Below are 24497 nucleotides of genomic sequence, written 5' to 3' on the forward strand. Positions count from 1 at the left end.
CTCCCGCCGAGGCCCCCACGACCGTTCGCGCGGTCGCGGGGGCCTCGGCTCATCCCAGGGTCAACGAGGCCTGCACCGGCAGATGGTCGCTCGGGTACGTCCCGTCCACCGAGAAGGTGTTCATCGCCGCCCAGTGCGTGGTCACCCCGGGCGAGGTGAGGATCCAGTCGATGCGTCTGCCGTCGGGCTTGGGCGCACGGTAGCCGTGGTACGTCCCGTACGCCTCGGTGCGCGAGGCGGCGGCGTCCCAGGCGTCCACCAGACCGTTGCCCAGCATCAGGTCGTACACCTTGTTGTCGTGGGCGGCGGCGTTGAAGTCACCGGTGACGACGACCGGCGCCGAGCGGTCCCACCCGGCGATCGTCTCGCCGATCAGCCCCGCCGAGCGCTCCCGGGCGTACTGGCTGACGCTGTCCAGGTGTGTGTTCAGGACGTAGAACTCCCGGCCCCCGTCGGCGAGATCGGCGAACTTCACCCAGGTCACCATGCGCAGCCAGTCCGCGCCCCAGGTGTTGGAGGCGATCGTGTAGGGGGTGTCGGACAGCCAGAAGTGATCGAACTCGATCGGGTCGAGTCTGCGGGTGTCGTAGAAGATCGCCATGAACTCGTCCTTGCTGCCGCCCCCTCGGCCGGTGCCGATCCAGTCGTACGGGGCGCCGAGATCCCGCTCGATCATCCGCAACTGCTGGTAGAGGCCCTCCTGGGTGCCGATGACGTGCGGTCGCTCGCGACGCAGCAGCTCCCGCATCACCGGCCGGCGAACGGCCCAGCGCGGTGTGCTGTCGACGACGGTCGCGAAGCGCACATTGAACGTCATGACGTTCAGCGCGCCCGCGTACTCACCGGCGGACGCCGGCTGTGACGAGCCCGCCGTCGTGAGCAGTGGCACGGCGATGGCGGCGGCCGCCGCGGACCTGAGTCCTTGGCGACGTGTCACTCCGACCGGTCCGACCTCTCCGACCTCTTTCGGCACGCGATTTCCTCCCCTTGCGAGTCACCATGAAGCTTGCCTACTGATACGGAAGAAGACGCCGGATCGGCGGTGACCAGGCGAAGAGGATGGGAAATCCCCTGTCCGGAGGGTGTTGACCGGGGTGAAGATCGACAGCTAGCTTCGTTATACGGATTGTTGATTCCGTAGTGCGGAAAATGGAGGGTGTGGAATGGGGCAGGGCCGACAGGAGAACGTGGCGACGAGTCTCGCGGGCGCCGTCAGCGAGGAGATCAGCGCCTCCCTCGCCCCCGTCGACGCGGAACTGGAGCGCCGCTACCCGGGCGACCCCGGCACCCGCCAGCCCGTGCACACCGTCTACGTCCCCGGTGACGTCTTCGCCGCGGACACCCCGCGCACCTGGGGCGACCGGGCCCTCGCCGCCCTCGACGAGCACGCCCCCGACGCGGCCTCCTTCGCCGCCGTCCTCGGCCTCGACGACGACCTCGCCGTGCCCGTGTACGACCGCGTCCGCGGCAAGCTGGAGCGCGAGCCGATCGAGGACCTCCGGGTCGACTTCGAGGACGGCTACGGGGTCCGCCCCGACGCCGAGGAGGACGAGGCCGCCGCCCGCGCCGCCCGGCTGATCGCCCAGGCGTACGCCGACGGCACGGCCGCCCCGTACATGGGCATCCGCATGAAGTGCATGGAGGCGCCGGTGCGCGACCGGGGCATCCGCACCCTCGACATCTTCCTCACGGGCCTGCTGGACGCCGGCGGTCTGCCCGACGGGCTGGTCCTGACCCTCCCCAAGGTGACGTACGCCGAGCAGGTCACCGCCATGGTCCGGTTGCTGGAGGCCTTCGAGAAGGCGCGCGGCCTGGAGCCCGGCCGGATCGGCTTCGAGATCCAGATCGAGACCAGCCAGTCCATCCTCGCCGCCGACGGCACCGCCACCGTCGCCCGAATGATCCAGGCCGCCGAGGGGCGCGCCACCGGGCTGCACTACGGCACCTTCGACTACAGCGCCTGCCTGGGCGTCTCCGCCGCCCACCAGGCCAGTGACCACCCGGCCGCCGACCACGCCAAGGCGATCATGCAGGTCGCGGCGGCCGGCACCGGCGTACGCGTCTCGGACGGCTCGACCAACGTCCTGCCCGTCGGCCCCACGGCCCAGGTCCACGACGCCTGGCGCCTGCACTACGGCCTCACCCGCCGCGCCCTCGCCCGCGCCTACTACCAGGGCTGGGACATGCACCCCGGCCACATCCCGACCCGCTACGCGGCCGTGTTCGCCTTCTACCGCGAGGGGTACGCACAGGCCGCCGCCCGTCTCTCCCGGTACGCCCACCGCGCGGGCGGCGACGTGATGGACGAGCCCGCGACCGCCAAGGCCCTCGGCGGCTATCTGCTGCGCGGCCTGGACTGCGGCGCCCTCGACATCGGCGAGGTCTCCCGGGAGACCGGCCTGACCCGCGCCGACCTGGAGGGCTTCGCGACGCCGAGGCGGGCGGACCTGACGGTCTCCGGCCCGTAGGCAACGGTGGGGACCGGTACGGACCGGTACGGACGGGTGGGTCGGCGGCGGGGTGCGTAGCGGTCCTGTGACAGCCGCCGCCGACGGTCCGGAGCGTCCCCGGCCACCGCTTAGGCTTACGCCACTCATCGGTGTGTCACAGGAGCGAGGCGCGGGTGTCTTCGGGGGCGAACGGACAGACGGACGGTGTCGGGCGGATCCTCGCCGGTCGGTACCGGATCGTGGAGCAGCTCGGGCGCGGCGGCATGGGCGTCGTCTGGCGGGCCGTGGACGAGGTGCTGCACCGTGAGGTCGCCCTCAAGGAGCTGCGCACCTACACGGACGCGGACGCGCCCGAACTGGCCGACCTGGGGCTGCGCATGCAGCGCGAGGCCCGGGCCGCCGCCCGCGTCCGGCACCCCGGAGTCGTCGCCGTGCACGACGTGGCCGAGGTCGACGGGCGCCCGCTGATCGTCATGGAGCTGGTCGACGGCCCGTCCCTGGACGACGTCCTGAGCGACCGGGGCCTGCTCGACCCGCGTGAGGCCGCCGCCATCGGCGCCAAGGTCATGGACGCCCTCGCCGCCGCCCACCGGGTCGGTGTGCTGCACCGCGACGTCAAGCCCGGCAACATCCTCCTGGACCGCTCGGGCCGCGTCGTCCTCACCGACTTCGGCATCGCCACCATGGAGAACCCGGGCGACGGCTCCGCCACCCACCTCACCCGCAGCGGCGAACTCGTCGGCTCCCTCGACTACCTGGCCCCCGAACGCGCCCAGGGCAACGACCCCGGCCCCGCCTCCGACGTCTGGGCCCTCGGCGCCACCCTGTACGCGGCCGTGGAGGGCGCGTCCCCGTTCCGGCGTACGTCCACCTGGTCGACGCTCACCGCGATCGTGACCGACCCGCTGCCCGAACCCGTGCGGGCGGGGCCCCTCGCGCCGGTCCTGCGGCAACTGATGGACAAGCGCCCGGAGTTTCGTCCGGACGCGGACCGGGCCCGCGAACTGCTGGAGGCCGTGGCCTCCGGCGGCGCGCTCGACCCCTCGACGACCGGGACCACCGGGCCCGCGCCGCAGCCCAGGGCGCAGACCCAACGGAGCGTCCCGTCGGTGCCGCCCGGCTTCGGGCCGCCGACCGCGGGGGCCGCGGCGGCCGGGACGGGCGCGGGATTCGGTTCGACCGGGCCGACGCCGGGCTTCGGGCCCGCCCACCCCCTCGCCGGGCCCGGTACGGGGGCCTCCCCGGCGGCCTCGGGGCCTGTCGCGGGCGCGCCCGTGCCCCCGTCGGGACCCGTCACCACCGTCTCCTCGACCGGAGACCGTCCGCGCAGGGGCCGCGCCCTGCTCGCCGCCCTGGCCGTCACCGTCGTGCTCGCGGCCACAGGCGTCACGGTGGCACTGCTGAACGGGGACGACGGCAAGGAGACGAGCGCCCGGCCCTCCACCGACGCGTCGAACGGCGGCACCCCCTCCCCGGGGCGCAGCCGGGGCACGGTCGACCTCACCGACGACTCGGTCTCCGAGGGGAAGGACGAGAAGGACGACACGAACTCGGCGAGTCCCGGCGAGAAGACCGAGAAGGACGACGGGAAGCCCGAGGCGTCCGCCTCGCCGTCGAAGAACGCGAGCGGCGGCACCACCGGCGGCGGCACGGGAGGCGGCACGGGAGGCTCCGACACGTCGGGCGGCACCACCACCGGCGGGAGCACGACCGGGGGCGGGTCCACCGAGGAACCGGTCTGCCACTCCATCGGCGGCGGCAAGTACAACTGCACCGTCTGGACCACCGCCAAGTCCTACGACGCCGCTGGGACCGAGGTCGGCATCCTCAGGCAGGGCACCAACTACTTCTACTGCCAGGCGAACCTGGGCCGCCGTGAGACCTCCGGCGAGTGGACCAACGTCTGGTGGGCCAAGACCGACGACGACAGCGGCAACACCGACGTCTACGTCAGCGACGTCTACATCCAGGGCGGCGACAACGACGCGCCGGTGCCCGGCCTGCCCGTCTGCTGAGGCCGCGGCCCGGCGTCACGGCCGGCCCCGGGCCCCAGGATGCGGCCGTACGTACTGCTCCAGACCGGACACCGTGGTCCACCGCCGCTCGGCGAACAACTCCCTGCCCCGGGCGCACAGTTCACGGTTGCCGCGCGCCCGGGCGGAGAACTCGTCGGGGGTGGTGCCGAACAGTTCGCGCAACTCGGCGGACGAGGCGAGGAGTTCGGTGAGCAACGGGCGCTGACGGCCGGGGTGCGGGCGAGGGGCCGGGCCGCCGTCGCGCAGCACGCCCCAGCGGTTGACGTAGATCCAGGCGTGGTCGAGGACCTGGCCCGACTCCAGCTCGACACGGAAGTCGGCGGCGGGCAGGACGGCCCGCTGGAAGTTGCCGGTCGGCGAGTCGACACCCTCGCTGGCGTCGACCACGGCGAGCTGGGCCTCGTCGAGCCAGGTGAGGAACAGGTCGGCGGTGGAGCCGGGGGAGTGGTACGGCGACGCCGAGAGGTAGCCCAGCAGGCTCACGTGGGCGGAGACCCCGATCCCGATGCCCGTGACCCGGGCCCTGACCATGGGGATCCGGCACTCCACACCGCGCTCCGCCATCTTGTGGACGAGCTGTGCCGGGCAGGCGTTGGAGCCGACGGAGAGCACGGGCAGCCGGTCCTCGAACACGAGCGTGTCCAGCGGCAGCATCCGGTTGCCGTCCAGGAGCGCGGACTCGGGCGGCCACGCGCCGGGGTAGCTCAGCGGGTCCTCGCGCGGCGCCACGGCGAGGCCGAGCTCTTCGAGGGTACGGGGGTCGGGGGTGTCCAAGGGTCAGTCCGCGGGAGGAAGTTCGCCCGAGCCGCGGGCGATCAGCCGGGTCGGCAGCTCGATGCGCTCAGGGGTCACGAGGGAGCCGTCCAACTGCTGGAAGAGGCGTTCGGCGGCGGTGCGGCCGAGCCGGGCGGGGTCCTGGGCGACGACGGTGATGCCCGGCCGCAGCAGATCGGCCAGCTCGAAGTCGTCGAAGCCGACGAGGGCCACCGGACGGGTGTGCCCGGCGAGGACCCGTACGACCGTGACCGTCACCCGGTTGTTGCCCGCGAAGACCGCCGTGACGGGCGACGGGCCGGACAGCATGTCCTCGGCCGCCCTGCGGACCCGCTCCGGATCGGTGACGCCCAGCGACATCCACGCGTCCTCGACGGGTATGCCCGCGTCCTCCATGGCCGCCCGGTAGCCGCGCAGCCGCTCGGCCGCGGTGTGGATGCGGGGCATGTCGCCGATGAAACCGATGCGGCGGTGGCCGTGGGCGATGAGGTGGGCGACGCCGTCACGGGCCCCGCCGAAGCTGTCCGAGAGCACCACGTCGGCGTCGATCCGCCCGGCCGGACGGTCCACGAACACCGTGGCGATCCCCGCCCTGATCTCGGGCTCCAGATACCGGTGGTCCTCACCGGCCGGAATGATCACGAGCCCGTCCACCCGGCGGGCGCACAGGGCCAGCGCCAACTCCTGCTCGCGGTCCGGGTCCTCCGCGCTGGACCCGTTGATCAGCAGCGAGCCGTGGGCGCGGGACACCTCCTCCACCGCGCGGCTGAGCGGGCCGTAGAACGGGTCGGCGAGGTCCTCCAGGACTAGGCCGATGCTGGCGGTGCGGCCCTTGCGCAGCACCCGCGCGCTGTCGTTGCGCCGGAAACCGAGCGCCTCGATCGCCTCCTGGACCCTGCGCTCGGTGTCCGGGGTGACGCCGGCCTCGCCGTTCACCACCCGGGAGACCGTCTTCAGACCCACCCCGGCCCGTGCCGCGACGTCCTTCATGGTGGGACGGTTGCCGTAGCGGTTCTCGGGGCGGCGGGCGATGCCGGCTGCGGTCTCGGGCACTGGGCGCTGTCCTGTCCTGTCGGTCACGGGTGCGGTCGCGGTGCGGGTGGGGCGGTGGGCGCGGTGGGTGGGTGCCGTGGGGAAATGGTGCGGCTGTGGAGAATGTGTGGTCGAGCATAGAGCCTGGACAACGTTGTCACAGCCGGGGGAGACTGTCTATCGCATTCTCTGGCCGGCGCCCCCCACCAGGCGAGCGTCGTGCTGCCGGTTTCCGGCCGGAGATCCGGGGGTCGCTGGATCCGGGCGCCCGGTAGGAGACTCGCAGCGGGAGAACTGACACTGATGCAGACCGACCTCGTGGCCGCGCTCGACATAGGCGGCACCAAGATCGCCGGGGCGCTGGTGGACGGCCACGGCCGGATCCTGGTGCGCGCGCAGCGCCCGACGCCCGCGCGGGAGGACGGCGACACCGTGATGCGGGCCGTCGAGGAGGTGTTCGGCGAACTGACCGCCGACCCGCTGTGGAGCGGGGCCGCGGCTGTCGGGATCGGCAGCGCCGGGCCGGTGGACGCCTCCGCCGGCACGGTGAGCCCCGTGAACATCCACGGCTGGCGCGGCTTCCCCCTCGTCGAGCGGGTCCGGGCCGTGACCGGCGGGCTCCCTGTCGAACTGATCGGCGACGGTGCGGCCATCACGGCGGCCGAGCACTGGCAGGGCGCCGCGCGCGGCCATGACAACGCGCTGTGCATGGTCGTGTCGACGGGCGTCGGCGGTGGTCTCGTCCTCGGCGGGAAGCTGCACACGGGGCCCACCGGGAACGCCGGCCACATCGGACACATCAGCGTCGACCTCGACGGAGACGCGTGCCCGTGCGGCGCCCGCGGCTGTGTCGAGCGCATCGCCAGCGGGCCCAACATCGCCCGCCGTGCCCTGGAGAACGGCTGGCGGCCGGGGCCCGACGGCGACACCTCCGCCGCGGCGGTCGCCGCCGCCGCGCGGGCCGGCGACCCGTTCGCCGTGGCCTCCTTCGAGCGCGCCGCGCAGGCCCTCGCCGCCGGGATCGCGGCGACGGCCACCCTCGTCGAGATCGACCTCGCGGTCATCGGCGGCGGCGTCGCGAACGCCGGCGACGTGCTCTTCGCCCCTCTGCGCGCCGCCCTGAAGGACTACGCCACGCTCTCCTTCGTCCAGGACCTGACGGTCGCCCCCGCCGTGATGGGGACCGACGCCGGCCTGGTCGGCGCGGCCGCGGCCGCCCTGGCGGGGCGGCGCTGACGGGGCGGCGGCGCGGGCGGAGGCCGGGGAGCGACCCTGAGCCGGTGCGTCCGGTCGCGGAGGCGGTACGCGAGGTGAAGACCGGCCGTGACCCCTCGGGGGCTTCCGCAGTTGAGCGGGGCATGAAGAAGCGCAGCATGCTCGCCATCGCCTCCCTCGCCACCGGTTTCGTCGTCGCGGCCATCACGCCGTCGCACGGTCTCGAAACCGCCGACGCGACCGGGAAGACCGACGCACTGAGCAAACTGGACGTCGAGGGCACGCTCGGCGAGGTCGGCAAGACGGTCGCCAGCGACAGCCTGGCGGTCGACGAGGACGCCCTGGGAGGCCAGGCGGACCAGGAGGGCAAGGGCAGCAAGGAAGGCTGACGGCCTGGTGGACGGAGGCGGACGCTCGTCCGCCTCCCCACGTATCGCGCACGGCGGGTCCCCTTCGGTGGGGGCCCGCCGTCGTCGTATTTCGGCTCCTCATCAGCGGCTGGTTTCCGTGGCGGAGTGGAGGGCAAGCCTCAGGGGGCCAACAGAAGAGGGGGAACCGTGATCGTCTGGATCAACGGTGCGTTCGGTGCGGGGAAGACCACCACCGCACGGGAACTGATCGAACTGATCCCGAACAGCACGCTCTTCGACCCCGAGGTCATCGGCGGCGCACTGACACACATGCTGCCGGCCAAACGCCTCGCCGAGGTCGGCGACTTCCAGGACCTGCCGAGCTGGCGACGGCTGGTGGTCGACACCGCCGCCGCGCTGCTCGCCGAGCTGGGCGGCACCCTCGTGGTCCCCATGACCCTGCTCCGCCAGGAGTACCGCGACGAGATCTTCGGCGGCCTGGCCGCCCGCCGCATCCCTGTCCGGCATCTGCTCCTGGCCCCGGCCGAAACGATACTGCGGGAGCGAATAGCCGGGCGCGAGATTCCGCCCGACCTCCCCGACGGCGAGATGCGGCTGCGTCAATGGGCGTACGACCACATCGCGCCGTACCGCGCCGCGCTGAGCGGCTGGCTCACCACCGATGCCCATCTCGTCGACACCGGCGCCCTCACCCCGTACGAGACCGCGCGGCGCATCGCCGACGCCGTGGCCACCGACGGCGTACCCGTGTGCGACATCGTGCAGACCCCCGAGCCGACCGCCGAGACGGTCGCCGCGGGGGTCCTGTTGTTCGACGAGGAGGACCGGGTCCTGCTCGTCGATCCGACCTACAAGGCCGGGTGGGAGTTCCCCGGCGGGGTGGTGGAGGCCGGGGAGGCGCCGGCGCGGGCGGGTGTGCGGGAGGTGCTGGAGGAGACCGGGATACGGCTCGGCGAGGTGCCCCGGCTGCTGGTCGTCGACTGGGAGGCGCCGGCGTCGCCGAGGTACGGCGGGCTGCGGCTGCTGTTCGACGGGGGCCGGCTGGACGTCACCGGGGCGCAGCGGCCGGTGCTGCCCGGGCCGGAGCTGCGTGACTGGAGGTTCGTCACGGAGGAGGAGGCCGCGGATCTGCTGCCGCCGGTGCGGTACGAGCGGTTGCGGTGGGCGCTGCGGGCCCGCGAGCGGGGCGCTGCCCTGTACCTGGAGGCCGGGGTCCCTGTCCCGCGGCCCTGACGGACGCGCGGCCCCGCGGCCCCGACGAGCGAGGGCGCGGAGCCGCACCGGTGTGAAGGGGTCGGTCAGCTCGCCGCGTAGTTGTCGAGGAACAGGGCCTCCGTCACGGACATGCGCTCCAGTTCCTCCGGCGACAGGCTCTCGTTGACCGCGTGGATCCGAGCCTCCGGTTCGCTGAGGCCGATGAGGAGGATCTCGGCGTCGGGGTAGAGGGCGGCGAGGGCGTTGCAGAGGGGGATGGAGCCGCCGTGGCCCGCGTACTGCATCTCCTGGCCCGGGTACGCGACGGCCATGGCCGCCGCCATCGCCTCGTACGCCGGGCTGGCGGTGTCCGCGCGGAACGCCTGGCCGTGGCCGATGAGTTCGCAGCTCACCCGGGCGCCCCACGGGGTGTGGGACACCAGGTGGGCTTCGAGCAGCTTGATCGCCTGCTGGACGTCCACGCCCGGCGGGACGCGCAGGCCGATCAGGGCGCGGGCGCTCGCCTGGAGCGACGGGGTCGCGCCGACCACTGGCGGGGCGTCGATGCCCAGCACGGTGGCGGCGGGGCGGGCCCAGATCCGGTCGGCGACCGTGTCGGCGCCGACCAGTTCCACACCGTCGAGCACCTTGGCGTCCTCGCGGAACTGGGTCTCCGTGTACTGCAGGCCGTCCCATGTCCCGTCGCTCGCGAGTCCGTCGACGGTCGTCGTGCCGTCCTCGGCGCGCAGGGAGTCCAGGACGCGGATCAGCGCGGCCAGCGCGTCGGGGGCCGCGCCGCCGAACTGTCCCGAGTGCAGATTGCCTTCGAGGGCGTCGACACGCACCCGCATGAGGATCATGCCGCGCAGGGAGGAGGTGACCGTCGGCAGGCCCACGCGGAAGTTGCCCGCGTCGCCGATGACGACGGTGTCGGCGGCGAGCAGTTCGGGGTGCGCCTCGGCGTACTGCTGGAGGCCGCCGGTGCCCATCTCCTCGGAGCCCTCGACGATCACCTTCACGGTGACCGGCACCCCGCCGTTGGCCTTCAGGGCCCGCAGCGCCAGCAGGTGCATGATCACACCGCCCTTGCAGTCGGCGGCGCCCCGCCCGTACCAGCGGCCGTCGCGCTCGGTCAGCTCGAACGGCGGCGACACCCAGGCGGCCTCGTCGAGCGGCGGCTGCACGTCGTAGTGGGCGTAGAGGAGGACCGTCTTCGCGCCCTCGGGGCCCGGGAGGCAGCCGTACACGGACTGGGTGCCGTCGGGGGTGTCCAGCAGGGCCACGTCCTCGAAGCCCTCGGCGCGCAGCGCGTCGGCCACCCAGCGCGCGGCGCCCTCGCTCTCGCTCCTCGGGAACTGGTCGAAGTCCGCCACCGACTTGAAGGCCACCAGTTCGGTGAGCTCCTGCTTCGCCCGGGGAATCAGTGAGGCGACGGTCTCGGCGACCGGGTTCGACGGCATGGGCACGCTCCTGGTGGGTGCGACGTTGTCCTTCTGGGTACGGGGCCGCACACGCTCCTGCCCGGTGTGTCGGTGTAGGGCGCATGCGCTGCCGATCCTCCCACAGCGGCTCTGGGTGTCACCCGCCGTAGGATGCGTGGGACAGGTGCGGCAGGCGGCTGGATCGGGAGCAGTAGACCATCGTGAGCAGCGAGAACTCTTCGGCGGACGACGTGCAGCGGGTGTGGGACGTCGTCGTGGTGGGCGCGGGCCCCGCAGGGGCTTCGGCCGCCTACGCGGCGGCGGTCGCGGGACGCAGCGTCCTGTTGCTGGAGAAGGCGGAGCTGCCGCGCTACAAGACGTGCGGCGGCGGCATCATCGGCCCCTCGCGCGACGCGCTGCCGCCCGGTTTCGAACTGCCCTTCAAGGACCGGGTGCACGCCGTCACCTTCTCCCTCGACGGCCGCTACGCCCGCACGCGCAAGTCGAAGCAGATGCTGTTCGGGCTGATCAACCGGCCCGAGTTCGACCAGCAACTCGTGGAGCACGCCCAGAAGGCGGGCGCCGAACTGCGGACGGGCGTCACGGTCACCCGCGTCGAGCAGCACGGCTCGGCGGTGCCCGACCGGCGTACGGTCGCCGTCGTCCTCCAGGGCGGCGAGACCCTCCTCGCGCGGGCCGTCGTCGGCGCGGACGGAAGTGCCAGCCGCATAGGGGCACATGTCGGGGTGAAGCTCGAACAGGTCGACCTCGGCCTGGAGGTGGAGATCCCTGTTCCGGAGACGGTCGCCGAGGACTGGAAGGGGCGCGTCCTCATCGACTGGGGCCCGATGCCCGGCAGTTACGGGTGGGTGTTCCCCAAGGGTGACACCCTGACCGTCGGTGTGATCTCCGCGCGCGGTGAAGGCGCCGCCACCAAGCGGTATCTGGAGGACTTCATCGGACGGCTCGGCCTCGCCGGCTTCGAACCGAGCGTCTCCTCAGGGCACTTGACGCGCTGCCGAGCCGACGACTCGCCGCTCTCGCGGGGCCGGGTGCTGGTCTGCGGGGACGCCGCGGGGCTGTTGGAGCCGTGGACCCGGGAGGGCATCTCCTTCGCGTTGCGTTCGGGGCGCCTCGCGGGGGAGTGGGCGGTGCGGATCGCCGAGGCGCACGACGCGGTGGACACCCGTCGCCAGGCCCTGAACTACGCGTTCGCCGTGAAGGCGGGGCTCGGTGTCGAGATGAGCGTCGGCAAGCGGCTGTTGATCGCCTTCGAGCGGCGGCCGGGGCTCTTCCACGCCGCGCTCACCGGATTCCGGCCCGCCTGGCGGGCCTTCGTGGACATCACGCGCGGGTCGACCTCCCTGGGGGAGATCGTCCGCAACCACCCTATGGCCCAGCGCGCGCTGACCGCGTTCGACAAGTAGGCCGCCCCGCGCCGCCGTCGGCACCCCGGCCGGTCACCGTTGGACGGTGATCCTGAAGACGGGGTGCTTCGGCGCGGCGGCGAGCAGCTCCGCGTCGGTGGAGTCGGCGGTGATGTCACCGAAGAACCGGCCCACTTCCCAGCCCCACTTCTTCAGGTAGGTGCGCAGCACGGCGGGCTTCTCCTCGTCGGGCAGCTCGACCGCCGTGAACTCCCGCACCCGGCGGCCCACCTGGAGCCGTCCACCGCCCGCCGCCCGCATGTTGCGCACCCACTCGGAGTGGCCGCGCGCCGAGACGAGGTAGGTGCCGCCCTCGTACGGCAGCGGGTTGACCGGCAGCCGACGCCACTCGCCGCTCCGGCGGCCGCGCACCGAGAGTTCGGCCGTGCCGAGAAGGCTGACGCCGTGGCGGGCGAGCCAGCCGATGAAGCCGTTGAGAGCGCGGTCGACGGGGTTGGCCTTGATGTAGTGGGACGACGAGGACATGGGTTCCTCCGGTGGGTGGGGGAGCGGGTCTCTGAGCGATCCGCTTCAGAGAGCACTGCTCTCGCTTGAGAGCAGTGTGCACATGCTCGGAGCTCCCTGGCAAGAGCAGTGCTCTCGTTTGTGTGCACTGCTCTTGTCCTGTGGCACACTGCTGCCCATGAGCACAGCACGAGGCGTCCGTGCCCGCGCCCGGATCGAGGTCACCGCCGCCATCAAGGACGAGGCGCGCAGACAGCTCGCCGCCGAGGGCGCCGCCAAGCTGTCGCTGCGGGCCGTCGCGCGTGAGCTCGGCATGGTCTCCTCCGCGCTGTACCGCTACTTCGCGAGCCGTGACGACCTGCTCACCGCGCTGATCATCGACGCCTACGACTCGCTGGGCGAGGCGGCCGAGGCCGCGCATGCGAAGGCCGCCGAAGAGAGCCCGGCCGGGCAGTGGGTCGCGGTGTGCGAGGGGATGCGGGAGTGGGCGTTGGGCCGGCCGCACGAGTACGCGTTGATCTACGGTTCGCCCGTGCCGGGGTACACCGCGCCCGACGCGACGATCCCGGCCGCCTCCCGGGTGGGGCAGGTGCTCATCCGGATCGTGCGGGACGCCCATCAGGCCGGCGGGGTGGCCGGGCGAGAGCTGCCGGCCGGGCTGCGGTCCGAGGCGCGGCGGATGGCCGAGGACTTCGCGCCCGATCTGCCGCCGGAGGTGGTCGCGGGGCTGGTCGCGGCGTGGGCCCAGCTGTTCGGCCTGGTCAACTTCGAGGTGTTCGGGCAGTTCAACAAGGTGGTCGAGAACCGCGAGGCGTTCTTCCGCGACGCGGCGCACGGGGTCGCGCGCCACGTGGGACTGGCGGGCGTACTGCGCGCGGAGTAGACGTGATCACCTCGCTCGGGTGACGTCGTGCCCGGTGGGCGGCGTCTAGCGTGGCCGGTATGGCAGAGCGGGATGCGGAGGCGGCCGGCCTCCCGGCACCGGGGCACTCACCCGCACCGGAGAACCCGACGGCACCGGACGCCCACCCGGTGGGGACCGGGTCCTCGGGCTGGGGCGCCTCGGGGTGGCGGCGGTGGTACGGGGGCGGGACCCCGTGGTGGAACCGGGGGCACGGCGACGAGGCGCGCCCCCGCCGGCCTTGGCGCTCCACCCTGGCGCTCACCGTCGTCGTCCTGGTCGGCTCGAACGCGGCCGCGGAGTTCCAGCGGGACGAGCGTGCCGCGCTCGACCCCTTCGCGCGCGTGCTGCTGCTGGTGGGAGCCCTGGTGCTGCTGTGGCGGTGGCGGCACCCGGTGCTCGTCGTCTTCGCGACGGCCGCGACCGCCATGGTGTACCTGGGTGCCGGATATCCGTACGGGCCGGTGTTCCTCACCGTGGCCCTCGGATGCTTCAGCGCGATCGTCGCCGGGCACCGCCGGGCCGCCTGGACGGCGATGGGGGCGCTCTGGGTGGGGCACGTGCTGGTGGGGCATCTGCTGTACCCGTGGCTGCCGCCGGACGGGGACGACGCCGCGAGCTGGGGACAGGAGGTCGTCGTCGTGGCCTGGGGCGTGGCGATCGTCGCGCTCTCGGAGCTGGCCCGTGTGCGGCGCGAGCAGTGGGCCCGGGAGCGGGCCGAACGGGCCCGGGCCGCCCGGCGGCGGGCCGACGAGGAACGGCTGCGGATCGCCCGCGAGCTGCACGACGTCCTCGCCCACAGCATCTCGGTGATCAACGTCCAGGCCGGTGTCGGTCTGGCGCTCCTCGACTCCGACCCGGAACAGGCCCGCACCGCGCTCAGCACCATCAAGGCGGCGAGCAAAGAGGCCCTGGGCGAGGTCCGCCAGGTGCTCGACACGCTCCGGACACCCGGTGACGCCCCGCGCACCCCGGCCCCCGGCCTCGACCGGCTCCCCGAACTCGTCCAGCAGGCGGCCGGTGCGGGCCTGACCGTCGCGATCGAGGGCGAGCCGCCCGACCTGTCACCGGGGACCGATCTCGCCGCCTTCCGCATCGTCCAGGAGGCCCTCACCAACGTCGTACGGCACTCGGGGTCGCGGCACGCGCGGGTGGGTCTCGACCTCGACCGCGCCGGCCGTGAACTGCGGCTGCGGATCGACGACGACGGGCCCGCGACCTCAGCCGACGCGGGCGGTGGTGGCAACGGGCTCGTCGGGATGCGGGAGCGGGCCGCGGCGCTCGGTGGCACGATCGAGGCGGGTCCGCGCGTGGACGGGGGGTTCCGGGTGTTTGCCGTGCTGCCGGTGCGGGCGTCCCGCGAGGTCGAGGAGGACGGGTGATCCGCGTACTGCTGGCCGACGACCAGGCTCTGGTGCGGGCCGGGTTCAGGGCGTTGCTGGACGCGCAGCCCGACATCGAGGTGGCCGGGGAGGCCGCCGACGGCGAGGAGGCTCTGCGCGGGGTGCGTGAACTGCGCCCCGATGTCGTCCTGATGGACATCCGCATGCCCCTGCTCGACGGCCTCGCCGCGACGCGGCGCATCACCGACGACCCGGGCCTCGCACAGGTGAGGGTCGTCATGCTGACCACCTTCGAACTCGACGAGTACGTCTTCGAGGCGATCCGTTCCGGCGCGTCGGGGTTCCTGGTGAAGGACACCGAGCCGGAGGAACTCGTACGCGCGGTACGGGCGGTCGTCGAGGGCGACGCGCTGCTGTCGCCCGGCGTGACCCGGCGGCTGATCGCCGAGTTCGCGGCCCGCTCCAAGGAGCCCTCGGCACTCGCCTCGCTCGCCGGACTGACCGAGCGGGAACGGGAGGTGATGGCTCTGGTCGGCATGGGTCTGACCAACGAGGAGATCGCCCGTCGGCTCGTCGTCAGCCCGCTCACGGCCAAGACGCACGTCAGCCGCACGATGGTGAAGCTGGGCGCCCGCGACCGCGCCCAACTCGTCGTCCTGGCCTACGAGTCCGGGTTGGTGCGGCCGGGCTGGCTGGGCTGAGTCGCGCCCGGCCCGTCGGGCGGCGCGGGAATCCGCCGACCCGCTTGCACGGCGCGCCGGAAACGGGTCAGCACGATCGAGACGACCGCGACGAACACCACCGCGGTGGCGGTGACCGCGAGGGGGCCGAGCAGGTTCCAGCGGCCACGCAGGGCGCCGACGACGTTCGGCAGGAACTCGGTCACGCCGAAATAGGCCGCGCCCGCCGACACCGCCCCCGCGAAGAGAGCGAACCCGATCTCCGTCGTCATCGCGTCCCGCTCGGCCTGCGTCCGTCTCCCCATGGACCGAGTGTGGGGGCGGCGGGCGTACGGGACAAGAAGGGCGGCGCGCCCGCCGGGTCCGTCTCAGCCGATGCCCGACGTCTCCCGCCACAGCCCGGCGAGTGCGGGGTCGCCGGTGACGGCGGGGAAGGGGAGCCGGTTCCACAGGGACAGGTACAGCCGGGACGCCGGGCCCGCGATCTCGCAGTCGGCGTCCAGGGGCGGCGCCGCGTCCGCGCGTTCCGCCGCCGGTGGTTCGGACGACAGCCGTACGGTCCAGACGGCGTCCGTGTCGGTCGCGCGCACCCGGAGGACGCGTGGCGTCCCGGTGCGCACCTGGCTCCTGGGGCGGGCGTGGAAGCCGAGCAGCAGTTCGTCGATGCCGTCGACGGCGAACTCCGCGGTGAGGTTCACGGCGAAGTCCGTTGCGGGGTCCACGGCGTGGTCCTCGACGGCGCCCATGCCGGGCTCCATACCGGGCTCCATGACGGGAGCGCCGGTCGCATGGTCGAGCGCGGACTCCGCGTCGACACGGTGCACGGTCGTCTCGTGGGCCTGGCGGCGCGCCCAGAAGGCCAGCGGGGACGGGGCGGGCAGAAAGGTCCAGCAGTCGAGGTCGGCGGGGGCGGCGCGCAGGGCGTCGAGGAGACGCCGGTGACCGTCCTCGAACCAGGTCAGCAGAGCGTCACCGTCCAGTTCTTCCGGGCCGTCGGTGAGGGGACGGGGCGAGGGGTGGCCCTCGGCGACGAAGGCCGTGGCCCAGCGGTGCACCGCGCCCGTGTGGCGCAGCAGGTCCCGTACCCGCCACGACGGACAGGTCGGCACCTCGGCGTCCGTACCGGCCTTCCGGGCGGCGGCGGTGAGCAGCCGGCCTTCCTCGTCCAGGGCTCTGATGTGCTCAGCGGTCTCCATGGGAGGAGTCTGCCGGACGAAGCGCGCCGGGGTCGCCTGTCCGAGCTGACGCGCCTGCCGGGTTGCCTGTCCGAGCCGGCGCGGCCCCCCGCCCGAGCGCCCGGCCCCACCCAAGCGCCCGCCCCGGCCGGGGCGGGCGCTTGGGTGGGGCCGGAGTCGCCGGTCGTGTCAGGGGGTCGCGCGGATCCGGTCGTGGCGGCGTGTTCCCGCCCCCGGTCCCTCCTCGGCCAGCCACTCGGCGACGCTGTGGGCGATCGGCTGCCCGGTGTCCATCTCCACGAACCCGAACTGGCCGGACTGGTTGCACTCCAGGAACCACCAGATCCCGTCCGCGTCCTCCGCGAAGTCGAAAGCCCCGTAGGAGAGTTCGGCGTCCCGCAGATAGGTGCGCACGGCGGCGGCGGTGCGTACCGGCACCTCCACCGGCTGCCAGGGCGCGGTGGAGGGGGCGAAGCGGACGTCGACCTCGTCGGGGTGCGCGTCCGGGGCGACCGCCTTGCGGGCGGCCAGCATGCGGTCACCGACGGCGGTGAGCCGGATGTCCGCCGTCTTGGCGATCCGGCGCTGCAGCAGCGTCGGCCCGAACGCCACGGCGGTGAAGTCGGTGCCGGGCGCGACACGGCTCGTGGGGACCGTGCGGGCCGGGTCCTGCGGGTGGGTTCCGGAGACGGGCTTCACCACCAGGTCCGGGAAGCGCTCGGCGAAGTCGCGGGCGGCCTGCGGGAACGTGGTGATGAGCGTGGCCGGTACGGGGAGCCCGCAGCGTTGGGCGTGCCGGAGCTGCCACGGCTTGTGGCGGGCCCGCCGGGCCGCGTCGGGGTCGTTCATCCAGCGGGCCCCCGTCCCGCGCAGCATGCCGTACAGGGCCTGCGAGGACTCCTCGGTCAGCCAGGCGGACGGCTCACCCACCCGGCTGGCCGGGACCCCCGGCCGGCGCAGCCAGATGGAGCGCAGTCCGCTCATGCTCACCAGGCGCCCGCCGGCGGACAGATGCCCGCGGAAGACGCCGTGCACGTACTCGCCGGAGAGAGCCACCCCGCCGGGGAGGTCGGCGGGGTCGAGGCGGACCACCGGGACGCCGGTCCTGTTCAGTTGTGCCACCACCAGGTCCGCCGTCACATCCTGTTCGCTGGTGAGGATCAGCACCGTCATCGTCGCCGGTCCGCGTTCAGTCGTCGAAATGGGTCTTCGAACCGGCGGTGGACGTCGTCGCCCCCAATTCCCGCATAAGGCCCTGGTCGTGAGCGGCTATCCGCCCATCGGCGAGCACGTTCAACTGCAGCCCGGAGTCGTAGGTGTACGGAGCGCTGAACTCCAACTGCTCAGCGGAGCGAGCGTAGTTGAGCACGAACAGTCGCATCGTTTCTCCTTGTTCGGGACCATCCGGAAAAGCGGATGGTGACGCTCCGGCCGTCCTCTGTTCGGCCGGGTCGCAGTGTCTCCAGGGAGTTATACGAAGCGAACGACTGAATGGTTGCCTCATGTTCTCGGAGGGCTGACTTCATGCACCGCGAGGGGTCAAGAGGCAACGGTGAGTGGTCATTTGGCGGCCGAGTGGCGGGTGGCGAAGGCGATGACGGAGGCGAACGCGGCGAGTACCGCGACGCTGGTGAGTGCGGTGGGCAGGGAGAACCACTCGGCCATGAAACCGATCGCCGGCGGGCCGAGGAGCATGCCGAGATAGCCGAGCGTGGAGGCGGTCGCGACACCGCTCGGGCCGGCCAGGGCGCCGGCCCGTTCGATGGCCACCGGGAAGATGTTGGCGAGGCCCAGACCGGTGATCGCGAAGCCGAGCAGGGTCGCCGGAACCGAGGGGGCGAGCGAGCCGAGCAGCATGCCGGCCGTGGCGGTGCTCCCGCCGGCCACGAGCACCGTGGTTCTGCCGAGGCGTTCGAGCAGGGTCGTCCCGGTCAGTCGGCCGACCGTCATGGCGAGCGCGAAACACGAGTAACCGATCGCCGCGACACCGGGCGAGGCGTCGAGGTCCGCCTCCAGGTGCAGGGCGCCCCAGTCGGCCAGCGCGCCCTCGCCGTACGCCGTGCAGCCGGCGATCAGGCCGAGGACGACCACCAGGGCGCGCGTACGGCTGTCCAGGCGGCCGGGGCCTCGTGGGCCGCTCTCCCGGGCCGGCTCCCCGAGGGGGTGGTCGAGGGGTGCCGGGGGCTCGTGGCGCAGCAGGGTGGGCGCGGCGGCGGCGGTCACGAGCAGGCCGATCACGGTGATGCCGAGCAGGTGGCGGGTCGGGGAGAGCGAGCCCGCGACGAGGCTGCCGAGCCCGGCCCCGACCATGCCGCCGAGGCTGAACGCCGCGTGGAAGCCGGGCATGACGGGCCGCCCCAGCGCGGCCACCAGGTCCACGGCCGCGCTGTTGAAGGCGACGTTGATCCCGCCGAAGGCCGCGCCGAACACCAGGAGCACCGCGCCCAGGGCGGGTGCCGAGTGCGTGAGCGGTGGCAGGGCCACGCTGAGGGACAGCAGCACGGCGCAGGCGACCGTCACCGGGTGGCTGCCGAAGCGGCGGCAGAGGCGGCCGGTGAGCATCATCGTGATCACCGCTCCGGCGGACACGCCCAGCAGGGCGAGCCCCAGGGCGCCGGGCGACGCGCCGGTCTGCTCCTTGATCGCGGGGATCCGGACCACCCAGCCGGCGAAGACGAAGCCGTCGAGGGCGAAGAAGGCGGTGATGGCGACACGAAGGGATCGAAGGTGCGAAGGGTCGGTGGGGCGTCCCGGCACGGCGTTGTGCGATCGGGTTTTGTTTATTCGCGGCACAAAACCAGGCTAGGTCGGGGCCGTGGCGGGGGCAAGGGGGCTCTGTTCGGACCGGGACCGCCGCTCTGGGCCGGTTGCCCGTGGCCGGGACCGACCCGGCTGGAGGCACTGGAGGCCCTGGACGCACGTCGTCACGCGGCGCCGTAGGGCGCCGGCGCCCCGCCTGCGGCTGATCACCCGGCGGCCTGCGGACCCCAGCCGTACCGCCCTCCGCTCGTGGTCGAGAACGACGGTTCTTTCGGCGCCCGGCCCGTCGCCGTGCGCCGGCCCGCACCCGGCGGTCGGTTGGTGGCAGGAGACGGCGGTGGTGGGGAGGCTCGGCGCTGCGCGAGACCGTCATGGCGCTCGGCCCGATCGGGCCCCTGGGGGAACTCGACCGGCCGCATGCCGTGCGCCGTGCGGGCGATCACCCGGCCATGACTCCCACCGCCGTCGGCGGACGCGCCGTCATGGTCGTGTGGCGCCGCCCCCACGGCGTCCAGGCCCCGTCCCAGGAGAGACCGATGCCCCGTCTTCCCCAGCTGCCCGCCGTCGCGGCGGTCACCGCCGCGGTCGCCCTCCTCGCCGCCGCACCCCCGCCGGGCGGCGAACAGACCGTGTCCCGTGCCCGTGTCGTCGCCCACTTCGACATCACCCGGGGCCAGACACCGGAGAACATCGCCCTCGAACCCGACGGCTCCGCCGACCTGACCTTCTCGGCCGCCCGCCAGGTCGCGCACGTCACCAAGCAGGGACACACCCGCGTCCTCGCCACCCTGCCCGCCGAGCCGAACCCGCGGACGCCCCTGGTCGGCGACGACATCGTGCTCGGCATCGCCCGCGCCCACGACGGCACGCTCTACGTCACCTACGCCACCGGGACCGACAAGACGGGCGTCTGGCGCGTCACCCCCGGCGGCACGCCCCGGCAGATCGCCCAGCTGCCGCCGAACGGCTTGCCCAACGCCATCGGCCTCGACGAGCGCAGAGGCGTGCTCTACGTCGCCGACTCGGTGCTGGGAACCGTCTGGCGCGTCCCGCAGCGGGGCGGCACGCCCACGGCATGGGCCACGGGTGACGCCCTCCGACCGCTGCCCGCCTCGGAGGGCGGCTTCGGTGTCGGCGCGAACGGTCTCAAGGTCCACGACGGGGACGTGTGGGTCTCCAACACCGACCGGAAGACCCTGCTGCGCGTCCCCGTCCGCCGGGACGGCTCGGCGGGCACGGCCGAGACCCGCGCGACGGGACTCGCCGGGATCGACGACTTCGCCTTCACCGGGCGCGGAGACACCGTCCTCGCCGCCCTGATCTTCAGCGACGAAGTAGCCCTCGTCCGCCCCGACGGCACGCACACCGTCGTTCTCACCCGGGACGACGGACTCTCCAACCCCACTTCCGTGGCCGTACGCCACCGGACGGTGTACGTCCCCAGCGGCGCCTTCTTCACCCTGCGGGACCCGAACCTGCTGCTCGCCCACCTCGGCGACCGTCACGCTGAGTGATCGTTCGCGTCGAATTCGATCAGTGTTTCTTGACGGCTTTTCAGGGGCCGGAGCGGGTAATTCGGCAAGGGCCGCCCGGGTATTCAAAGGTGATCTCCCGGGCGAGGTCCCTGTGATTTACGGCACAGTTCCGCGATTTTCGGCCAGGATGAACCGGCCCCGGCAATTCACGGCGTTTACGCCGCAGGCGGTGCGGGCGCCGCGGCCAATCGCTCAGCGGTCCCGCCGGGCGTCGCCTCGGTGAATTGGTGAGGGTCACGAATTCACCGAGGCCGGGGCCCGGCGGGGAACGGCCTCACGGGGTCGGCCGGTCGATTCGGTCGGCTGCCCGGAACGTCCGCAGGCGCAGGGAGTTGCCGACGACGAAGACCGAGGAGAAGGCCATGGCCGCCCCCGCGATCATCGGGTTGAGGAGACCGGCCGCCGCGAGCGGCAGGGCGCCGACGTTGTAGGCGAAGGCCCAGAACAGGTTGGACCGGATCGTGCCGAGGGTCCGGCGGGCGAGGCGGATGGCGTCGGCCGCCGCGCGCAGGTCTCCTCGTACGAGGGTCAGGTCGCCGGCCTCGATCGCGGCGTCCGTCCCCGTGCCCATCGACAGCCCCAGGTCGGCCTGGGCGAGCGCGGCGGCGTCGTTGACGCCGTCACCGACCATCGCGACCGAACGGCCCCGCGCCTGCAGTCGCTCGACGACATCGACCTTGTCCTGCGGCAGCACCTCCGCGATCACGTCCTCGGGCGCGATGCCGACCTCACGGGCGACGGACTCGGCCACGGCCCGGTTGTCGCCGGTCAGCAGGATCGGGGTGAGGCCGAGCGCGCGCAGCCGTGCGATCGCCTCGGCACTGCTCTCCTTCACCGCGTCGGCCACTTCGAGAACCGCGCGGACCTCACCGTCCCAGGCGACAACGACGGCCGTGCGTCCCTCGGCCTCGGCCCGGTCCCGCGCCCGCCGTAGGTCCTCCGGCAGTTCCATGGCCCAGTCGGCGAGGAGCCGTTCGCGGCCGACGAGGACCGCGTGACCGCCGACGACGCCCTGTACCCCGAGGCCCGGCACGTTCGCGAAGTCCTCCGGGGTGGGCAGGGAGCCGAGCCGGGCCAGCGCGCCCTCGGCGACGGCGCGAGCGACCGGGTGCTCGGAGGCGTGCTCCAACGCGCCCGCCAGGCGGAGCACTTCGGCCTCGTCGGTGCCCTCGGCGGGGTGCACGGCCAGCAGGGTCATGCGGCCGGTGGTGACGGTGCCGGTCTTGTCGAGGACGACGGTGTCGACCCTGCGCGTGGACTCCAGCACCTCCGGGCCCTTGATCAGGATGCCCAGTTGGGCGCCGCGCCCGGTGCCGACCAGCAGCGCGGTCGGCGTGGCGAGCCCCAGGGCGCAGGGGCAGGCGATGATCAGTACGGCGACCGCCGCGGTGAAGGCGGCCGTGGGCCCGGCGCCGTTGCCGAGCCAGAAGCCGAGGGTGCCCAGGGCGAGGGCGATCACGATCGGCACGAACACGGCGGAGATCCGGTCCGCGAGGCGCTGGGCCGAGGCCTTGCCGTTCTGCGCGTCCTCCACCAGCCGCGCCATCCGGGCCAGTTGGGTGTCGGCGCCGATCCTGGTGGCCTCGACGACGAGACGCCCGCCCGCGTTCACGGTGGCACCGGTGACCGCGTCGCCGACCGCGACCTCCACCGGCACGGACTCGCCGGTCAGCATGGACGCGTCCACGGCGGACGAGCCCTCGACGACGGTCCCGTCGGTGGCGATCTTCTCGCCCGGACGCACCAGGAATCGGTCGCCGACCCGCAAGTCGGCGACGGGAACCGTGCGTTCCTCGCCGTCCGGCGTGAGTACGGTGACCTCCTTCGCGCCCAGCTCCAGCAACGCCCGCAGGGCCGCGCCCGCCTTCCGCTTGGCGCGGGCCTCGAAGTAGCGCCCGGCGAGGATGAAGGCGGTCACCCCGGCCGCGGCCTCCAGGTAGATGGAGCCGGCGCCGTCACCCCGGACGATGGTCAGCTCGAAGGGGTGCGTCATGCCCGGTGTGCCCGCCGTCCCGAGGAACAGCGCCCACAGCGACCAGCCGAAGGCGGCCAGGGTGCCGATGGAGATGAGGGTGTCCATGGTGGCCGCCCCGTGCCGGGCGTTCGTCCAGGCGGCGCGGTGGAAGGGCCACCCGGCGTACGTCACCACGGGCGCCGCCAGCGTCAGGGACAGCCACTGCCAGTACTCGAACTGCAGCGCGGGGACCATGGCCATCGCGATGACGGGGACGGCCAGGACCACCGCGGTGGTCAAGCGCTGCCGGAGCGGCCGCAGTTCGTCGTCCGCCGCCTCGTCGGTGCCGTCGGGCTCGTCCCGGGCGGGAGGTGCGGGCGGTGCGGGCTCCCGTGCCGTGTAGCCGGTCGCCTCCACGGTGGCGATCAGGTCCCGCACCGAGACCTCGTCCGAGTAGCTGACCTTCGCCTTCTCGGTGGCGTAGTTGACCGTCGCGGTGACGCCCTCCATGCGATTCAGCTTCTTCTCCACGCGGGCGGCGCAGGAGGCGCAGGTCATACCGCCGATGGCGAGCTCCACCTCCGCGGCGGTTCCGGTCCCGGTGCTGGTGACGGTCATGGGGTGCTCCCTCGTACGTCGTGGGCGGCGATCTTCATGGATACGGGGTCGGGGTATCCTGGCGCACTAGTGCCTGTATACCCCTCGGGGGTACCCAGGGCAAGTTGCTCGCAGCGCTTGACTATATACCCCCCGGGGGTATGGTGAGCTGTGTGAAGACCCGGACCTCGAAGGAGACGGCCATGAACACCGGACTGAGGATCACCGCGTTCGCCGCCGCGCTGGCCGCGACGTTCGGCACCGCCTACGGCGTGGGCAAGGGCATCGAACCCGTCGTCTCGGACACCGCCGAGAGCGAGCCCGCGCGCCACGACGACCACACCGAGGAGTCACCGGAACCCACAGAGGGCGCGGGCGCGCACGCCTCCGCCCCGGCCGGCGGCCTGCAGATCTCCGAGGGCGGCTACACCCTCGACCTGCGCACCCCGAGCGTCACCGCCGGCCACCGCGCCGACCTGCGCTTCGTCATCCGGGACGAGCGAGGGCGTGCCGTCACCGCGTACCAGCGCGAGCACGACAAGGAACTGCACCTCATCCTCGCCTCACGCGACCTGGTCACCTATCGCCATCTGCACCCCACCCGCGCCGCCGACGGCACCTGGAGCACCCCGGTCGACCTGCCCGAGGCCGGCGGCTACCGCGTCTTCGCCGACTTCACCCCGGCCGGCGAGGACGCCGAGAACCTCACCCTCGGCGCCGACCTCGCGGCCTCGGGGACGTACAAGCCGCACAAGCTCCCGGCACCGGGCGACACCGCCGAGGTCAACGGCTACGACGTCGAACTGGACGGCGGCCTGCGCCCCGGCGCCGCGAGCGAGCTGAAGCTGAAGGTCTCCCGCGACGGCAGGCCCGTCACCGACCTCCAGCCCTACCTGGGCGCGTACGGCCACCTGGTCGCCCTGCGCTCCGGCGACCTCGCCTACCTGCACGTCCATCCGGGCGGAGAGCCCGGCGACGGCACGACCGAGCCCGGCCCGGACATCTCCTTCACGGCCACCGCCCCCAGCGTCGGCACCTACCGCCTCTTCCTCGACTTCCAGCACGAGGGCAAGGTCCACACGGCGACGTTCACGGTCGAGGCCGGGGAGACGGCGGCGCCGGGCCCGGCGGAAGAACCTCCGGCCGAACACACGCACTGACGACGGC

The 24497-nt window shown here is 73.1% G+C and carries 22 protein-coding genes; 11 read left to right on the top strand and 11 right to left on the bottom strand.

Annotated elements, in window-relative coordinates:
- Positions 1 to 49 precede the first annotated feature (49 nt).
- Positions 50 to 937, bottom strand: a complete 888-nt coding sequence (locus RM704_RS11845) for an endonuclease/exonuclease/phosphatase family protein (RefSeq protein WP_033525800.1) — start codon at positions 935 to 937, stop codon at positions 50 to 52.
- Between the two features lie 226 nt (positions 938 to 1163).
- Between RM704_RS11845 and RM704_RS11850 the strand changes: the two genes are divergently transcribed.
- The gene (locus tag RM704_RS11850; RefSeq protein ID WP_033525722.1) at positions 1164 to 2468 is read left to right on the top strand and encodes a DUF6986 family protein; all 1305 of its coding nucleotides are present in this window, start codon (positions 1164 to 1166) and stop codon (positions 2466 to 2468) included.
- A 155-nt stretch (positions 2469 to 2623) separates the two neighbouring features.
- A complete protein-coding gene (locus tag RM704_RS11855; protein WP_033525723.1) occupies positions 2624 to 4465 on the top strand; it encodes a serine/threonine-protein kinase in 1842 nt (613 codons plus the stop codon).
- Between the two features lie 15 nt (positions 4466 to 4480).
- Here RM704_RS11855 and RM704_RS11860 read toward each other — a convergent pair whose 3' ends face one another.
- Together RM704_RS11860 and RM704_RS11865 are read right to left on the bottom strand one after the other, a co-directional pair.
- Positions 4481 to 5260 (bottom strand): hypothetical protein, encoded by a 780-nt coding sequence (locus RM704_RS11860; protein WP_033525724.1) that lies wholly within the window; start codon positions 5258 to 5260, stop codon positions 4481 to 4483.
- 3 nt (positions 5261 to 5263) lie between these two features.
- On the bottom strand, positions 5264 to 6313 hold the full coding sequence (locus tag RM704_RS11865) for a LacI family DNA-binding transcriptional regulator (RefSeq protein ID WP_033525725.1): 1050 nt from the start codon (positions 6311 to 6313) through the stop codon (positions 5264 to 5266).
- 282 nt (positions 6314 to 6595) lie between these two features.
- On the opposite strand from RM704_RS11865, the gene RM704_RS11870 reads away from it, so the two are divergent.
- From RM704_RS11870 to RM704_RS11880, 3 genes are all read left to right on the top strand, one after another.
- Positions 6596 to 7528: an ROK family protein gene (locus tag RM704_RS11870; RefSeq protein WP_033525726.1), complete on the top strand. Its 933-nt coding sequence runs from the start codon at positions 6596 to 6598 to the stop codon at positions 7526 to 7528.
- Positions 7529 to 7650: 122 nt separating this feature from the next.
- Positions 7651 to 7896 carry a hypothetical protein gene (locus RM704_RS11875; RefSeq protein WP_033525727.1) on the top strand — a complete coding sequence of 82 codons (246 nt, stop codon included), beginning with the start codon at positions 7651 to 7653 and terminating at the stop codon, positions 7894 to 7896.
- Between the two features lie 168 nt (positions 7897 to 8064).
- Positions 8065 to 9111: an NUDIX hydrolase gene (locus RM704_RS11880; protein WP_033525728.1), complete on the top strand. Its 1047-nt coding sequence runs from the start codon at positions 8065 to 8067 to the stop codon at positions 9109 to 9111.
- A gap of 65 nt (positions 9112 to 9176) precedes the next feature.
- On the opposite strand, the gene RM704_RS11885 is transcribed toward RM704_RS11880, so the two are convergent.
- The gene (locus RM704_RS11885; RefSeq protein ID WP_033525729.1) at positions 9177 to 10532 is read right to left on the bottom strand and encodes a dipeptidase; all 1356 of its coding nucleotides are present in this window, start codon (positions 10530 to 10532) and stop codon (positions 9177 to 9179) included.
- Positions 10533 to 10714: 182 nt separating this feature from the next.
- Between RM704_RS11885 and RM704_RS11890 the strand changes: the two genes are divergently transcribed.
- On the top strand, positions 10715 to 11920 hold the full coding sequence (locus RM704_RS11890) for a geranylgeranyl reductase family protein (RefSeq protein ID WP_033525730.1): 1206 nt from the start codon (positions 10715 to 10717) through the stop codon (positions 11918 to 11920).
- Between the two features lie 33 nt (positions 11921 to 11953).
- Here the strand turns inward: RM704_RS11890 and RM704_RS11895 are convergent, their stop codons facing one another.
- Complete coding sequence (locus RM704_RS11895) at positions 11954 to 12406, bottom strand: nitroreductase family deazaflavin-dependent oxidoreductase (protein ID WP_033525731.1); 453 nt, start codon at positions 12404 to 12406, stop codon at positions 11954 to 11956.
- A gap of 157 nt (positions 12407 to 12563) precedes the next feature.
- On the opposite strand from RM704_RS11895, the gene RM704_RS11900 reads away from it, so the two are divergent.
- From RM704_RS11900 to RM704_RS11910, 3 genes are read left to right on the top strand one after another with little or no spacing between them, the layout of a single operon-like run.
- On the top strand, positions 12564 to 13268 hold the full coding sequence (locus RM704_RS11900) for a TetR/AcrR family transcriptional regulator (protein ID WP_033525732.1): 705 nt from the start codon (positions 12564 to 12566) through the stop codon (positions 13266 to 13268).
- Between the two features lie 59 nt (positions 13269 to 13327).
- The gene (locus RM704_RS11905; protein WP_078936989.1) at positions 13328 to 14668 is read left to right on the top strand and encodes a sensor histidine kinase; all 1341 of its coding nucleotides are present in this window, start codon (positions 13328 to 13330) and stop codon (positions 14666 to 14668) included.
- Entirely contained in the window at positions 14665 to 15330 is a 666-nt protein-coding gene (locus RM704_RS11910; protein ID WP_033525734.1) for a response regulator transcription factor, read from the top strand. The genes RM704_RS11905 and RM704_RS11910 overlap by 4 nt, the downstream gene beginning before the upstream one ends.
- On the opposite strand, the gene RM704_RS11915 is transcribed toward RM704_RS11910, so the two are convergent.
- From RM704_RS11915 to RM704_RS11935, 5 genes are all read right to left on the bottom strand, one after another.
- A complete protein-coding gene (locus RM704_RS11915) occupies positions 15291 to 15614 on the bottom strand; it encodes a DUF6332 family protein (RefSeq protein ID WP_033525735.1) in 324 nt (107 codons plus the stop codon). The two genes, RM704_RS11910 and RM704_RS11915, sit on opposite strands and share 40 nt — an antisense overlap.
- Positions 15615 to 15677: 63 nt before the next feature.
- Complete coding sequence (locus RM704_RS11920; protein ID WP_033525736.1) at positions 15678 to 16505, bottom strand: maleylpyruvate isomerase N-terminal domain-containing protein; 828 nt, start codon at positions 16503 to 16505, stop codon at positions 15678 to 15680.
- Between the two features lie 168 nt (positions 16506 to 16673).
- Positions 16674 to 17657 carry an ATP-grasp ribosomal peptide maturase gene (tgmB, locus tag RM704_RS11925; RefSeq protein WP_033525737.1) on the bottom strand — a complete coding sequence of 328 codons (984 nt, stop codon included), beginning with the start codon at positions 17655 to 17657 and terminating at the stop codon, positions 16674 to 16676.
- Positions 17658 to 17673: 16 nt separating this feature from the next.
- Positions 17674 to 17865 carry a putative ATP-grasp-modified RiPP gene (tgmA, locus tag RM704_RS11930; RefSeq protein WP_033525738.1) on the bottom strand — a complete coding sequence of 64 codons (192 nt, stop codon included), beginning with the start codon at positions 17863 to 17865 and terminating at the stop codon, positions 17674 to 17676.
- A 179-nt stretch (positions 17866 to 18044) separates the two neighbouring features.
- Positions 18045 to 19241 carry an MFS transporter gene (locus RM704_RS11935; RefSeq protein ID WP_033525739.1) on the bottom strand — a complete coding sequence of 399 codons (1197 nt, stop codon included), beginning with the start codon at positions 19239 to 19241 and terminating at the stop codon, positions 18045 to 18047.
- A gap of 539 nt (positions 19242 to 19780) precedes the next feature.
- Between RM704_RS11935 and RM704_RS11940 the strand changes: the two genes are divergently transcribed.
- Entirely contained in the window at positions 19781 to 20758 is a 978-nt protein-coding gene (locus RM704_RS11940) for an SMP-30/gluconolactonase/LRE family protein (protein WP_033525801.1), read from the top strand.
- Positions 20759 to 21053: 295 nt separating this feature from the next.
- Here RM704_RS11940 and RM704_RS11945 read toward each other — a convergent pair whose 3' ends face one another.
- Entirely contained in the window at positions 21054 to 23351 is a 2298-nt protein-coding gene (locus tag RM704_RS11945; RefSeq protein ID WP_033525740.1) for a heavy metal translocating P-type ATPase, read from the bottom strand.
- A gap of 182 nt (positions 23352 to 23533) precedes the next feature.
- On the opposite strand from RM704_RS11945, the gene RM704_RS11950 reads away from it, so the two are divergent.
- The gene (locus tag RM704_RS11950) at positions 23534 to 24490 is read left to right on the top strand and encodes a DUF8832 domain-containing protein (RefSeq protein WP_033525741.1); all 957 of its coding nucleotides are present in this window, start codon (positions 23534 to 23536) and stop codon (positions 24488 to 24490) included.
- The last annotated feature ends 7 nt before the right edge of the window (positions 24491 to 24497 follow it).

Source organism: Streptomyces gottesmaniae (assembly GCF_031845845.1).
Lineage (GTDB): Bacteria > Actinomycetota > Actinomycetes > Streptomycetales > Streptomycetaceae > Streptomyces > Streptomyces akebiae.